At 62.9% G+C, this 14,186-nt stretch carries 7 protein-coding genes; all 7 read right to left on the reverse strand.

Annotated elements, in window-relative coordinates:
- Positions 1 to 64: 64 nt before the first annotated feature.
- Positions 65 to 2,275: a 1,4-alpha-glucan branching protein GlgB gene (gene glgB, locus PZN02_RS08575; protein WP_280661150.1), complete on the reverse strand. Its 2,211-nt coding sequence runs from the start codon at positions 2,273 to 2,275 to the stop codon at positions 65 to 67.
- Positions 2,272 to 4,737, reverse strand: coding sequence for a glycogen/starch/alpha-glucan phosphorylase (locus tag PZN02_RS08580; protein ID WP_425336278.1), 2,466 nt, complete (start codon positions 4,735 to 4,737; stop codon positions 2,272 to 2,274). The genes glgB and PZN02_RS08580 overlap by 4 nt, the downstream gene beginning before the upstream one ends.
- A gap of 179 nt (positions 4,738 to 4,916) precedes the next feature.
- Entirely contained in the window at positions 4,917 to 6,182 is a 1,266-nt protein-coding gene (locus tag PZN02_RS08585; protein ID WP_280661151.1) for a vWA domain-containing protein, read from the reverse strand.
- A gap of 176 nt (positions 6,183 to 6,358) precedes the next feature.
- Entirely contained in the window at positions 6,359 to 7,237 is an 879-nt protein-coding gene (locus PZN02_RS08590) for a transglutaminase family protein (protein WP_280661152.1), read from the reverse strand.
- A gap of 13 nt (positions 7,238 to 7,250) precedes the next feature.
- Positions 7,251 to 9,659, reverse strand: a complete 2,409-nt coding sequence (locus PZN02_RS08595; RefSeq protein WP_280661153.1) for a circularly permuted type 2 ATP-grasp protein — start codon at positions 9,657 to 9,659, stop codon at positions 7,251 to 7,253.
- Complete coding sequence (locus tag PZN02_RS08600) at positions 9,660 to 12,986, reverse strand: transglutaminase family protein (protein WP_280661154.1); 3,327 nt, start codon at positions 12,984 to 12,986, stop codon at positions 9,660 to 9,662.
- Between the two features lie 122 nt (positions 12,987 to 13,108).
- The gene (locus PZN02_RS08605; protein WP_280661155.1) at positions 13,109 to 14,143 is read right to left on the reverse strand and encodes an aldo/keto reductase; all 1,035 of its coding nucleotides are present in this window, start codon (positions 14,141 to 14,143) and stop codon (positions 13,109 to 13,111) included.
- Positions 14,144 to 14,186 lie beyond the last annotated feature (43 nt).

Here is a 14,186-nt window from a genome sequence, read left to right on the forward strand (position 1 = left end):
ACGCCTCGCGGCCCACTTGATTTTCCTCTCCCGCCCCGTCGGGCAATCCCGGTCGGGATGGGCGCTAATCCTGCTCCAGCATCAGCGTCGCCAGAGGCGGCAGCGTGATCGTGGCTATTGTCTCTCCGTTCGATCTCTCTTTGGCATAGACGGCGCCGCCGTTGCCCTTGCCACTCCCTCCATAGATTTCCGCGTCGGTATTGAGGATTTCCTTCCAGCGCCCCGCGGCCGGAAGCGGTATGTCGTAATGCTCCCGATAGATCGGGGTGAAATTGGTGACGACCGCGACGAGCTTTTGCCCCGGAGCCTTTCTGAGCCAGGCGAAAACCGAATTGTCCCGGTCGTCCGCGATCAGCCACTCGAAACCTTCGCCCTCGCAGTCGCGCGCATGCAGCGCCGCTTTCGAGCGGTAAGTGCCATTCAGGTCGCGTATCAGGCGGCGCATTCCCTCGTGCAGATTGTATTCGAGCAGGTTCCAGTCGAGCGCTCGATCCTCGGACCACTCCCGCCATTGGGCGAATTCCTGCCCCATGAAGAGGAGCTTCTTGCCGGGATAACCCCACATGAAACCATAATAGGCTCTGAGATTAGCGAACTTCTGCCAGTCGTCGCCGGCCATCTTGGCAACCAGCGAGCCCTTGCCGTGCACGACCTCGTCATGCGACAGCGGCAGCACGAAATTCTCGCTGAAGGCGTAGATGAGCCCGAAGGTCATGTCGTTGTGGTGGAACTTACGGTGTACGGGTTCGCGTGCAAGGTATTGCAGCGTGTCGTGCATGAAGCCCATGTTCCACTTGAAGCCGAAGCCCAGCCCACCGTCGTGGACCGGATGCGAGACCTTCGGCCAGGAGGTCGATTCCTCGGCGATCGTCAGCACGCCCTGGTGAATGCCGTAAAGGCGGGTGTTCATCGTCTGCAGAAAGCGTACGGCCTCGAGATTCTCGTTGCCGCCATATTCATTCGGCACCCATTCGCCGTAGTTGCGCGAATAGTCGAGATAGAGCATCGAGGCAACCGCGTCGACGCGCAGACCGTCGACGTGGAACTTCTCGGCCCAGTAGAGCGCATTGTTGACGAGATAGGCGAGAACCTCCTGGCGGCCGAAATTGTAGATCGCCGTGTTCCAGTCGGGATGAAAGCCCTGGCGCGGATCCGCATGCTCGTAGAGCGCAGTGCCGTCGAACCACCGCAAGCCATGCTCGTCGGTCGGAAAATGCGCCGGCACCCAATCGAGGATGACGCCGATGCCGACCTTGTGGCAGCCGTTGACGAAGCGGGCGAAGCCCTCCGGCTCGCCAAAGCGCGCCGTCGGCGCATAGAGGCCGGTGGTTTGGTAGCCCCATGACGGGTCATAGGGGAACTCGGAGATCGGCAGGAACTCGATATGGGTGAAGCCCATGTCGACGCAATAGGCGATCAGCCGGTCGGCCAACTCGTCCCAGGAGAGCATCTCGCCATTGTCGCGGCGCTGCCACGAACCGGCATGGACCTCGTAGATCGAGATCGGCTGCCGGCGGGGATCGACTTCGGCCCAATGCCGGCGATGCGCCTCGTCCTCCCAGACCTGCGCGATCTCGCCGGTCGTCATCGAAGCCGTTTCGGGGCGCAGTTCCGAGCGGCGGGCGAAGGGATCCGCCTTCAGCGGCAGGAGCGTCCCTTGGCTGTCGAGGATTTCATATTTGTACGGCGCGCCCTCCGGAACGCCGGGAATGAATATCTCCCAGATGCCGGTGTCGGCGCGCAGGCGCATCACATGCCGACGTCCATCCCAGTCGTTGAAACTGCCGACCACCGACACGCGTCGCGCATTCGGGGCCCAGACGGCAAAGTGGAAGCCCTCCGCGCCGTCGTGCGAGATCGGATGAGCGCCCATCTTGTCGAAGAGCCGCAGATGCGAGCCCTCGCGGATATAATAGTCGTCCATCGGCCCGAGAACGGGGCCAAAACTATAGGGATCGACGACGATCCATTCACCGCCGCTGTTGACGGCGCGATAGCGAACGGGCTGCTCCTTGCTCAGCGACACGACGCCTTCAAAGAAGCCCGCGTCGTCGCGCCGGTTGAGCGTGCCGATTTCCTTGCCGGAGAGCATTTCTGCCGTCACGGCCTCGGCGCCGGGAATGAAGCAGCGGGCAACATAGTTCTTGCCGGCCGCATGAACGCCGAGAACGGCGAAAGGATTGTCGTGGTTGCCGGAAAGTATTGCCGCGATTTCCGGCGCTGGCAGCACACCGGACGGGGCGGGCGCTGGGTCCTTGCCGGGCGAAACCGTCATCCAGCGCTCCAGATTTCCCCGGCATATTGCCGGATCGTGCGGTCGGACGAGAACCAGCCCATGCGCGCGGTATTACGGATCGCCTGGGCGTACCAGGAAGACGGCGTGGTCCAGAGCTGATCGATCTCGCGCTGTGCCTTCGCATAGGCCTCGAAATCAGCGGCGACCATGAACCAGTCATGGTTGTAGAGTCCGTCGACCAGTCCGGAGAAGCGATTGCGGTCGTCCGGCGAGAATACGCCCGAGGCGATCGCGGAGAGCGCCTGCGACAGCTCGCGCGAGCCTTCGATGATGGCGCGCGGATTGTGCCCTTCCGCCCGCGCCTTGGTCACTTCCTCGGCGGTCATGCCGAAGATCTTGATGTTTTCCTCGCCGACCCAGTCGCGCATTTCAACATTGGCGCCGTCGAGCGTGCCGATGGTGAGCGCGCCGTTCAGCGCAAATTTCATGTTGCCGGTGCCGGAGGCTTCCATGCCGGCGGTCGAGATCTGTTCGGAAAGATCGGCGGCCGGCACCATGACTTCGGCGAGCGACACGTTGTAGTTCGGAACGAAGACGATCTTCAGGAGGCCGCGCACGGCCGGGTCGTTGTTGATGACGCGGGCGACGTCGTTGGCAAGTTTGATGATCAGCTTGGCGTTGTGGTAGCTCGGCGCTGCCTTGCCGGCGAAGAGCTTGACCCGCGGCACCCAGTCGAGTTCGGGATGCGAGCGTATCTGGTCATAGAGAGCGACCGCCTCGACGATGTTCAAGAGTTGCCGCTTGTATTCATGGATGCGCTTGATCTGGATGTCGAACATCGCGGAGGGATCGAGCCGGATGCCGAGGTTCGACTGGATGATCTTCGCGAGTTTCACCTTGTTGGCGCGCTTGACGGCGGCGAAACTCTCCTGGAAGTCCGCCTGGTCGGCAAAGGCGTCCAGCGCCTGCAGCGCCTCGGTATTGTCCATGAACTCGTCGCCGATCGCCTCGCGAATGAGGCTGAACAGGCCGGGATTGCATTGCATCAGCCAACGGCGTGGCGTGATGCCATTGGTCTTGTTGTTGATGCGGTCGGGATAGAGCCGGTGCAGATCGGCAAAGACCGTCTCTTTCATCAGTTCGGTGTGCAACGCCGAGACGCCGTTGATCGAATGCGACCCGACAAAGGCGAGATTGCCCATGCGCACGCGCCGCTCGCCCGTCTCCTCGATCAGCGAGATGCTGCGGATCTCCTCGTCGGTCGCGTGCTTCTGCCTGCGAGCCTCGATCAGGATCTTTGCATTGATGGCGTAGACGATCTGCATATGGCGCGGCAGAAGCCGCTCGAAGAGCGGTACCGGCCAGCTTTCCAGCGCTTCCGGCAGCAGCGTGTGATTGGTGTAGGCGAAGGTGCGGCGGGTAATGTCCCAGGCCTGCTCGAAATCGAGCCCGTGGACATCGGTCAGCAGTCGCACGAGTTCCGCAACGGAAACGGCCGGGTGGGTGTCGTTGAGCTGGATGGCGACCGCGTCCGGCAAGGACGTGAAGTCCGGATATTGCTGCAGGTGGCGGCGCAGAATGTCCTGCAGCGAGGCGGAAGAGAAGAAATACTCCTGCCTGAGACGCAGTTCCTGTCCCGCCGGCGTCGCGTCGGCCGGATAGAGCACGCGCGTCAGGCTTTCCGCCTTGTTGCTTTCACGCAGCGCGCCGATGTGGTCGCCGGCGTTGAAGGCTTCGAGCAGAATCGGATCGATCGGCTGCGCAGCCCAGAGGCGCAGCGTGTTGACGCGCTTCGCACGCCAGCCAACGGCCGGTGTGTCGAAGGCGGTGGCGATGACGCGTTCGGCCGGTTTCCAGACGTAGCGCTGAACCTCCTCGTCGATATTGACGGTTTCCACGCCGCCGCCGAAACCGATTTCGTAGGAACTTTCGCGCCGTTCGAATTCCCACGGGTTGCCGTGGGCCAGCCACGTCTCGGGCAGTTCGACCTGCCAGCCATCGGCCATCTGCTGGCGGAACAGGCCGTGCATGTAGCGGATGCCGTAGCCGTAAGCGGGTACGTCGACGGTCGCCATGGATTCCATGAAACAGGCGGCAAGACGGCCGAGGCCGCCATTGCCGAGCGCCGCGTCGGGCTCGAGCACAGCGATCACGTCGATATCGACGCCGAGCGACGCCAGCGCATCGCGCATCTCGTCCATCAGGCCGATATTCGTCATCGCGTCGCGCATCAGGCGGCCGATGAGGAACTCGAGCGACAGATAATAGACGCGCTTGGCGCCGGTCGCATAGGTCTTGCGGGTCGAGTCCATCCACTTGTCGGTGATGCGGTCGCGCGCAACGAGAATGGCGGCCGTCAACCAGTCATGCGGCTTGGCAACTTTCGGGTCCTTGCCGATGCGGTATTTGAGGCGTTCGAGAATTTCCACCGCGAGTTGGCCGGGCTCGGACGACCTGGGGGCGGGATGCGGAAGTTCGGTGGTGGAGAGCCGATTCATCATAAGAACTATTATACCTTTTTGTTTGCCCTTTTTGCGTGTGGGAGACCGCGGGCCGGCGCCGACCGAGAGTTAGGGCAATTTATGCATCGATCCGAAGCGCTTGCAACATGTACTTGCGCATAAAGAAAAATGCCGCCCGGCGGGGCCGGACGGCATGGAAGGCGTGGTTTTGCGTCGGACTATTCGGTAAGCCGCGAGGCCATGACGGAAGCCCGTTCGCCGATCGCCTTGAAGGCGGCAACGAGGTCGGCCGCTTCCTCGGCTTCGAAATAATGCGCGGTCGAGGAGGCACAATATTTCAAGAGGGCCTGGCCGCGGTCTGGCGCCATGAAGGCGACGCTGTAGATCTGCACCTTGTTGGCCTTGGCGATGTCGCACCAGTACTTGGTGACCGTGTCGTCGTTGGCGTAGTTGTTCTCGCCATCGGTCATGAAGACGATGTATTTCGTCGGAACCTGGCCGTTCTTGCTGTTGTGCGCCGTGTCTTCTGTCGACGAGATCACCTTGTTGTAGGCGGTTTTGAAGGCATTGCCCGAGGCCGTGCCACCTGTCGCGACCAGCGCATTGACATAGGCCGCAGCGCCCGTCGTTCCCCACGCAAGGCTGCCTGCGGGGTCCTGCGACGCGTTGTAGGAGACGGCGCCGGTGCGGACATAGGTCTGTTCCGGATCGGCGAGCATCAGCTGAGCGAACAGGTCGCTGGCGGCCGTCTTCAGCGCGTTGATCTTGGTGATGTAGCACGGGCTGCTCGCCGAAAGGTTCGGATACCTGCTCCAGTTCGCCTCCGTGTAATTGGGGCACTTGGACTTCGACGTGTCGATCGTATTGGTCTTCCAGGCCATCGATCCCGAGCGGTCGAGCACGAGATACATGGACAGGGCGTTCTTGCTCTCGGTTGCGCTTTCCGCGGTTGCCCTGGTTTCGAGTTCGATCGAATCCGTGCCCAGGAGGCGCGTCATCGCGTTGAACTGGATCAGGTGCTTGTTGACGATCGAAACCTTGAAGGACTTCCCCTTCACGCCATTGGGGGTCTCGGTGATGTTCACTTCCGAGGTATTGACATCGTCCCAATCCGGGGTCTCGGGAGCGGCCGTTGCGCTGTCCGCAGACTGCGCGCTTGCAGTTGGCGCCTGGTCACCATCGGCCGGGGTGTCCGCCGAGCTCGAACTCGCCATCTGCGCCTTCAGGAACTTGCGCGCGATTGACTTCGCCTCTTCGATGTTGGTCTGTTCGTTGGAGACCAGCGCGGAAGCAGCGGCGAGCGCTGCGGCATCGGTGGCATCCTGCAGCTGGTTCTTGGTCATCAGCATGTTGGCCATGTCGATGGAGACACCGCCCGCAGCCAGCAGCAGCGGTGCCACCAGCGCTGTCATCATTCCGAAATTACCGCCGCGGTCCTTCAGCATCATACCGAAGGACTGGCCCACCATGGATCGTCTTCCCATCTTCCCGCACCCCAAGAAATACATTGCAAGCTCGGGGGCGGACACTAGCGGCGATGGATTACAATCTCGTTCAGGTAATCATTTGAATTTTAACGAATTTCGGAAGAAATCCGTGCTTTCGTATGCTTTTCCCGCGGTTGGTTGTCCGGAAACGGGACTGGTTGTGTCAATTCGGGTCAGCCGACGGGAATGACGTCCACGGCCTGTTCCGTCGTATGGCTGCCATAGCTCTTGAGTATGCCGATGACGGGCGCGACGTCGCCATAGTCGCGGCCGTGGCCTACGACGATGTGATCCATGCCGGCCGGAATATTGTTCGTCGGGTCGAGTTCCATCCAGCCGCCCGCGGTGCCACACCAGAAGCGGACCCAGGCATGCATCGCGTCGGCGCCTTCCAGCCGTTCCTGGCCTGGTGGCGGCAAGGTTCTGAGGAATCCGCTGACATAGCCCGCCGGGATGCCGAGACTGCGAAGTGCGACGATCATCACATGCGCAAAGTCCTGGCAGACACCGCGCTTGAGCTTGAAGGCTTCGGCAGCCTTCGTGTTCACGGTCGTGGCCTCGGTATCGTAGACGAAGTCGCGATGGACGCGTTCGCAAATCGCCGCCCCGATCTGCCGCACGGTCATTCCCTCACTGGCGATCGCGCGTGCATAGGCGGCGATCTCCGGGGCGTCCGGCAGGAGGGGGCTCGGACCGACGAAATGGTGCGGAGACTCCGCATCGACCGACCAGCAGGCGGCAAGCTGCGACGGCAGGCCGGCGAGAGGCGGGGAAAGATCGGCGGTGAGCGCCTGCGCTTCGACCTGAACGCGTGCCTGCATGCGAATGGCGAGGCTGTCGTGCACCGAACGGAAATGGATGGACGTGGTGGGGTTGGCGAAGAAATCCACGCTTTCGACCCGTTCGCCCGGGGTCGGCTGGCAGCTTATCGAGCCGACGACAAGCCGTTGACGACCCGGGATCGAGGCCGGCAACACGCGTACGAGATGGCGTCCGCCGGCGACGGGGACCTCGTAGCCGTAGGTGATCTTCAGGTTGATGTCGTAGAGCATCAATGCTGCGCCCTCAGCCGAGATAGGTTTGCGCGAGCAGGTCGGACAGCCGTTCCAGGTCCCGTTCGAGCTGCTTGTAGACGGTCGCGGTCATTGCCTCTGGCGTCATCACCGCAAGGCCGGAATGAAGCCGCATCGTCTCGCGGTAGAAGGGTGACATCTGACCGTTGACGAATGCGTTCGGCAAGAGCTCCACCTCGGTCTTGATCTCGTTCAACTGATAAAGAACCGAGCGCGGATTGAGCGGATCGAGGGCAAGCAGGTCTGTGACGGTCAGCGCTGCCGTGTTGACGTTATAGCGGCGGCGGTGGGTCATGACGCTGTCGCCGATCTCGAGCAGCATGTCATAGGCACCGTCCGGGGCTTCGGGTCCCGACATGTGCCCAAGCAAGCGCGTCATGTGGAGGCCGCGCTCGATGTAGCGGCCGATCGACAGGAAACGCCAGCCGGTGAAGCGATACATATTTTCGTGGACGAGACCGGCAAAGCCAGCAAGCTTGCGCAACAGAATGGTCATCGCATGCGTGGCGTCGTCGCCGGCCTGCACGGTCGCGTGGAACTTGCGCGCCGTCTTCGACAGATCGTTGAGAGCCAGCCACCCGTCGGGCGAGAATCGGTCGCGGATATTGCCGGCGCTGAAGAGCGCACTGTCGATATTGGCAAGCAGGCTATTGGGCACAGGTTGGCGCGCGTTGATGTCGAGAGCGGCCAGATAGTCGGTGACGTCCTTCAGAAGCGGCATGTTCGGGTCGGCGGCTTCGGCGAAGCGTCCGTGCCAGGCGCGCAGGATTCTGAGAGCGCCTTCCGCCCGCTCGATATAGCGGCCGAGCCAGAAGAGATTGTCAGCCGCGCGGCTTGGCAGGCTGCCTGGCATGTTGCGCGTGAAGCTTTCCTCGGCTGGCAGCAGCGTCGTGCGTTCGACAGGCTTGTCGCTGACGATCCAGACATCGGCGGCCGTGCCGCCCGCCTTCATCGCGATCGCTGCCACGTCGTCGCCGGAACCGATGCGCGCGAAACCGCCCGGCATGATCTGCCAGCCGTCGCGCGTGCGGGCGGCAAAGACCCGTAAGCTCATCGGCCGCGGCGTCAGGCGGCCGCGCACCCAGGCGGGCGTCGTCGACAGCGTGACGACCTCCTGTCCCACCAGCTTGCCGCCACCGGTTCCAAGCCATTCCGAAACCGAGGTGCCGTCCTCGCAGAGCGACGTGCCGAGGACCGACTGCCCGTTGTCGTCGAAGAAGGGGCGGGTCGAATAGGCGGGGCCGATCACCATGCGCTCGACATTGCCGGCGACATTGTCGCGTTCGGACTGCTGCCCGCACCACCAGGTGGCGATCGACGGCAGCTTTTGCTCCTCGCCAAGGAGGTGACGGCAGATCGCCGGCATGAAGGCGAGAAAGGCGCGGGTTTCCAGGATGCCTGTGCCGAGCGCATTGACGATCGAGACGGAGCCGGCCCTCAGCGCCTCGACGATCCCGGGCGTGCCGATATGGGAGGACTGATTGAGTTCGAGCGGATCGGCGAAGGCCGCGTCGAGACGGCGCCAGAGCACGCCGACAGGCTTGAGGCCGGCAACCGTGCGCACCATGACCCGGCCGCCGACGACCGTCAGGTCCTCGCCCTCGAGCAGCATGAAGCCGAGGTAGCGGGCGATATAGGCGTGTTCGAAATAGGTCTCATTGGCAATGCCGGGCGAGAGAACGGCTATCCGATCGTCCGGATATTGCTTTCGGGCCTGCAGCGTGTCGCGGAAGGCGCCGAAGAAGCCCGCCAATCGGTGCACGTGGGTTTCGGCATAGAGGTCGGAAAAGGCGCGCGTCGTCGCAACGCGGTTTTCCAGCGCGAAGCCGGCGCCGGAGGGAGCCTCGGTGCGGTCGGAAAGCACCCACCAATTGCCATCTGGCCCGCGTCCGATCTCGAAGGAGCAGAAGTGCAGGAAATGTCCATCGGCCGGTTTGACACCGACCAGCGGGCGCAGGAACTCCGGATTGGAGGCGACGAGGGCGGGGGGGAGCAGGCCCTCCTGGACCAACCGGTTCTCGCCGTAGATATCGGCGACCACGCGTTCGAGCAGTTCGGCACGCTGGATCAGCCCCTGCGAAACGACGGCCCATTCCGCCTCGTCGATCAGAACGGGGATATGGGAGAGCGGCCAGCTTCGTTCCGAACTCTCCCGGCCGCCATAGGCTCGATAAAAGACACCGGCATCGCGCAAATAGCGGTCGGCGCGGGCAAAGCGGTTGGCGAGATCCGTCTCGTCCATGCGGCCAAGCGCCGAGAGCAGCCGCTGCCAGACCGGCCGGACATTGCCGTCCGGATCGAGCATCTCATCGGCGATTCCGGGAAGGGCGCGATAGCCGAACGCCGGGTCGCCGTCGAGCCGATCCTTCTCTGTCGCCTCTGCCGTCTGTTTCTTCGCCATCTACACTCCTGCCGGACGTCTCAAGTCGAGCGTCAGGGGAAATTCTGCCGGCGGGCTCTCGGGTTGGAGCCGGTATCCGCCGGTAGTGTGGCCCCAGGGTTCGAAGCGCGCCAGACGGCGTGCTTCCGCCTCGTTGCCGTTGACCGGAAATGTCTCATAGCTGCGTCCGCCGGGATGAGCCACATGATAGACGCAGCCGCCGATCGCCCGATTCGACCATGTATCATAAATATCGAATGTGAGGGGAGTGTTGACCGGCAGGACCGGATGCAGGCCGGAGCTGGGCTGCCACGCCTTGTAACGCACGCCTGCGACGGCCACGCCACCTTTCCCGGTTCGTGTCAGCGGCACGGGCCGGCCGTTGCAGGCCACCGTGTAGCGGTCCGGATTGGCGGTTTCGAGCTTCACCTGCAATCGCTCCACCGAGGAATCGACGTAGCGAACGGTGCCGCCGATCGCGCCTCGCTCTCCCATGACGTGCCACGGTTCGAGGGCCTGGCGGAGTTCGAGCTTCGCCTCTTCGTATTCCACCTCGCCGCAAAAGGGGAAACGGAATTCGAGTTGGGCCTCGAACCATTCGGGCCTCAAATCGAAGCCATGGGCGCGCAGGTCGGCAAGTACATCGAGAAAATCCTGCCAGACATAGTGCGGCAGCATGAAGCGGTCGTGCAGGACCGTGCCCCAACGGACGAAACCGCCATCGATCGGGCTTTTCCAGAAGCGGGCAATCAGCGCGCGGACGAGCAATTGCTGGGCGAGTGACATGCGCGCGTTCGGCGGCATCTCGAAGCCGCGGAACTCGATCAGCCCGAGCCGCCCGGTCGGGCCGTCCGGGGAGAAAAGCTTGTCTATGCAGATTTCGGAGCGATGTGTATTGCCGGTGACGTCGACGAGCAGGTTGCGGAACAGCCGGTCCACCAGCCATGGCAAGGGGGGCGGCTGATCGGCGCCGGGCGGCGGCACGTGTGCTAAGGCGATCTCCAACTCATAGAGCGAATCGTGACGCGCCTCGTCGATGCGCGGCGCCTGGCTGGTCGGGCCGATGAAGAGGCCGGAAAAGAGATAGGAGAGCGAAGGGTGGTGCTGCCAGTGGAGCACGATGCTTTTCAGCAGATCCGGCCGGCGCAGGAACGGGCTGTCGTTGGGGCTGCGGCCGCCGACGACCACGTGGTTGCCGCCGCCGGTTCCGGTGTGGCGGCCGTCGATCATGAACTTGTCGGTGCCGAGCCTGCTCTGGCGCGCCTCCTCATAGATCGCCGTAGTGATGTCGACGCATTCCCGCCAGTTCGCGGCGGGATGAATGTTGACCTCGATCACCCCGGGATCAGGGGCGACGCGGATGACGTTGATGCGCTCATCCTGCGGCGGCGGATAACCCTCGATATGCACCGGCATGCCGAGCGCGGCGGCCGCCCGCTCGGTCGAAGCGAGGAGATCGAGATATTCCTCGATGCTCGTCGTCGGCGGCATGAAGACGCAGAGCCCGCCGTCGCGTGGTTCGACACTGATCGCGGTGCGGACGTCGCCGTCGATCTCGTCGCGAGGGGGCGGTAGTGGTGTCTGCGGCTCCTCAGACGGTTGGAAGCGCGAATGCTGTGCCCGGCCCCGGTTTTCGCTGAAATCGGGCAGGTCTTCGCGTGGAACGGTCGGATCCACCGGATTGATATAGGGGTAGGCGGAGGGCGCGATGTAGGGCAGCGAACCGAGCGGCAGGCGATAGCCGACCGGGCTGTCGCCGGGCACGAGGAAAATCCGGCCGCGCCGCGTCGTCCATTTCTCGCTCATCCATCGCGGGCCGCTGGCACGCGCGTTCCAGGCCTGCACCGGCAGGACGTAGCCCGTCGGGGTCGTCAGACCGCGTTCGAAGACGCGGGCGAGGCGGCTGCGCTCCTCGGGATCCTTGAGTTTCGAATTGGCAGGATCGACGTTGTCCGGAAGGTTCGCCTCCTTGACGATCCACTCGGCCGGGTCCTCATAGGCCGGAACGACCATGTCCGCATCGACGCCGAGTTCGCCGGCAACCGCGACGAGCAGGCGTTCGGCATCCCGCTCGGTGGTCTCGTGCCGGCCGTTTTCCTCGGCGATCAGATTGGCCTGCCGCCAGATCGGCACGCCGTCCCTGCGCCAATAGAGGGAAAAGGTCCAGCGCGGCAGGCTTTCGCCCGGATACCACTTTCCCTGCCCGTAATGCAGGAAGCCGCCGGGCGCGAAGCGCTCGCGCAGGCGGCGAATGAGCGTATCCGCCTTCTCGCGCTTCGTCGGGCCGACCGCGGCGGTATTCCATTCGTCCGATTCGAAGTCGTCGATCGAGACGAAGGTCGGCTCGCCGCCCATGGTCAGGCGGACGTCGTTCTCGGCGAGTACGCGGTCGACGTCGTCGCCAAGCGCATTCAGCGCTTCCCAACTCTCATCGGAAAAGGGCTTGGTGATGCGCGGATGTTCGGCGACGCGGGCAACCTTCATGTCGAAGGCGAAATCGGTTCTCGTGTCCGGGTCGCCGAAGAACTCGCCGGTTATAGGCGCGGCGTTGCGATAGTGCGGTGTGGCGGCCAGCGGAATGTGGCTCTCTCCGGTAAGCAGGCCGGACGTCGGGTCGAGCCCGACCCAGCCGGCACCCGGGAGGTAAACCTCGGCCCAGGCATGAAGGTCGGTGAAGTCGTATTCGGTGCCGGAGGGGCCATCGAGCGCCTTCAGGTCCGGCGTCAGCTGAATGAGATAGCCGGAGACGAAGCGGGCGGCAAAGCCGAGATTGCGGAGGATCTGCACCAGGAGCCAACTGGAATCGCGGCATGAGCCCTTGGCAAGGCCCAGCGTCTCTTCCGGCGACTGGACACCCGCCTCCATGCGGATGACATAGCCGATTTCCTTCTGTAGCCGCGTGTTGAGAGCGACCACCTTGTCGATGGTGCGCTGGCGCGACCGGTCGATGCTCTCCATGAATGCCGAAAGCCTTGGCCCCATTGGGTCAGGCGTCATGTAGATCTTCAAATCCTCACTGAGGTCTTCGGGATAGCCGAAAGGCCATTGCTCCGCTTCTTCCTCAACGAAAAAATCGAACGGATTATAGACGGCCATGTCGGCGACCAGGTCCACCTCGATCTTCAATTCCGTCACCGGATCGGGAAAGACGTAGCGGGCGAGATAGTTGCCGTAGGGATCCTGCTGCAAATTGACGAAGTGGTTGGCAGGCGAGACTTTCAGCGAATGGCTGATGACCTTGGTCTTCGAATGCGGGGCCGGTTTCAGCCTAATGATTTGCGGCGAGAGCCTTACCGGGCGGTCATAGGTATAGTGCGTGAGGTGGTAGATGCTGGCCTTGATCGACATGCGGTTTTCCCCTCGATGGCCGGTCCGTTGCCGGCCATTCCCGGGAATTTTGTGCAATGCGAAGAAAGAAAGCAAGCCGAAACCGGGGGACGGTTGGCTTTCCCGTCCGCCACTTTGTCTACTCAAACTGGTGGAGAGTTGATGCGGGCAAAGCCTTCCTGCCGGTAATAGGGGAAATGCGGATAGGGCGCCGTCGAGGCGCTCACCTCGTCGAGGCGCGCCATCTGGTCGGCAGTAAGCGACCAGCCGACAGCACCGAGATTCTGACGGAGTTGATTTTCGTTGCGGGCGCCGATGATGACGCTCGAAACGGTCGGCCGTTGCAGAAGCCAGTTGATGGCGATCTGTGGCACTGTCCTGCCGGTTTCTTCCGCCAAGGCATCGAGCACCTCAACGATGTCGTAGAGTTTTTCATCGTCGACCGGCGGTCCGAAGGCGGCGGTGTCGTGCAGCCGGCTTCCTTCCGGCCACGGCTCGCCGCGGCGGATTTTGCCCGTGAGCCGGCCCCAGCCCAGCGGGCTCCAGACGAGCGCCCCGACACCCTGGTCGAGCCCGAGTGGCATCAGTTCCCACTCATAGTCGCGGCCGGCCAGCGAATAGTAGACCTGGTTGGCGACGTAACGGGGATAACCATGCCTCTCGGCAAGCGCGAGCGACTTCATCAGCTGCCAGCCGGAGAAATTGGAGACGCCGACATAACGGAGCTTGCCTGCGCGCACCAAGACGTCGAGTGTCGAGAGCACCTCTTCGATCGGCGTTCCTGCATCGAAAGCGTGCAATTGCATGAGGTCGATATAATCGGTTCCGAGGCGTTTCAGCGCCGCATCGACACCGTCGATGAGACGCGAGCGGGATGAGCCGGCGTCGTTCGGACCATCGCCCATTGGCAGCGACATCTTGGTGGAAAGAATAACCTTTGCCCGTCGTCCCTTGATCGCCGCGCCGAGCACTTCCTCCGAGGCGCCATCCGAATAGACATCCGCAGTGTCGAAGAGGTTGACGCCCGCCTCGAGGCAGATGTCGATAAGGCGGCGCGCCTCCGCGTCATCCGTCGTGCCCCAGGCGCCGAAGAGCGGACCCTTGCCGCCGAAGGTGCCTGCTCCGAAGCTCAGCGCCGGAACCTTCAAGCCAGACGAGCCAAGCCGTCGATATTCCATTTCGCAACTCCTTTGTCGTTTCAATGCGTCTGGAGACATGAAG

Source organism: Sinorhizobium garamanticum (assembly GCF_029892065.1).
Classification (GTDB): Bacteria; Pseudomonadota; Alphaproteobacteria; order Rhizobiales; family Rhizobiaceae; genus Sinorhizobium; species Sinorhizobium garamanticum.

Excerpts from the sequence above, each read along its gene's own strand:
- PZN02_RS08595 (WP_280661153.1), bottom strand. The coding sequence starts at position 9,659 with ATGGCGAAGAAACAGACGGCAGAGGCGACAGAGAAGGATCGGCTCGAC.
- glgB (WP_280661150.1), bottom strand. The coding sequence starts at position 2,275 with ATGACGGTTTCGCCCGGCAAGGACCCAGCGCCCGCCCCGTCCGGTGTG.
- PZN02_RS08600 (WP_280661154.1), bottom strand. The coding sequence starts at position 12,986 with ATGTCGATCAAGGCCAGCATCTACCACCTCACGCACTATACCTATGAC.
- PZN02_RS08580 (WP_425336278.1), bottom strand. The coding sequence starts at position 4,737 with ATGATGAATCGGCTCTCCACCACCGAACTTCCGCATCCCGCCCCCAGG.
- PZN02_RS08590 (WP_280661152.1), bottom strand. The coding sequence starts at position 7,237 with ATGCTCTACGACATCAACCTGAAGATCACCTACGGCTACGAGGTCCCC.
- PZN02_RS08605 (WP_280661155.1), bottom strand. The coding sequence starts at position 14,143 with ATGGAATATCGACGGCTTGGCTCGTCTGGCTTGAAGGTTCCGGCGCTG.
- PZN02_RS08585 (WP_280661151.1), bottom strand. The coding sequence starts at position 6,182 with ATGGGAAGACGATCCATGGTGGGCCAGTCCTTCGGTATGATGCTGAAG.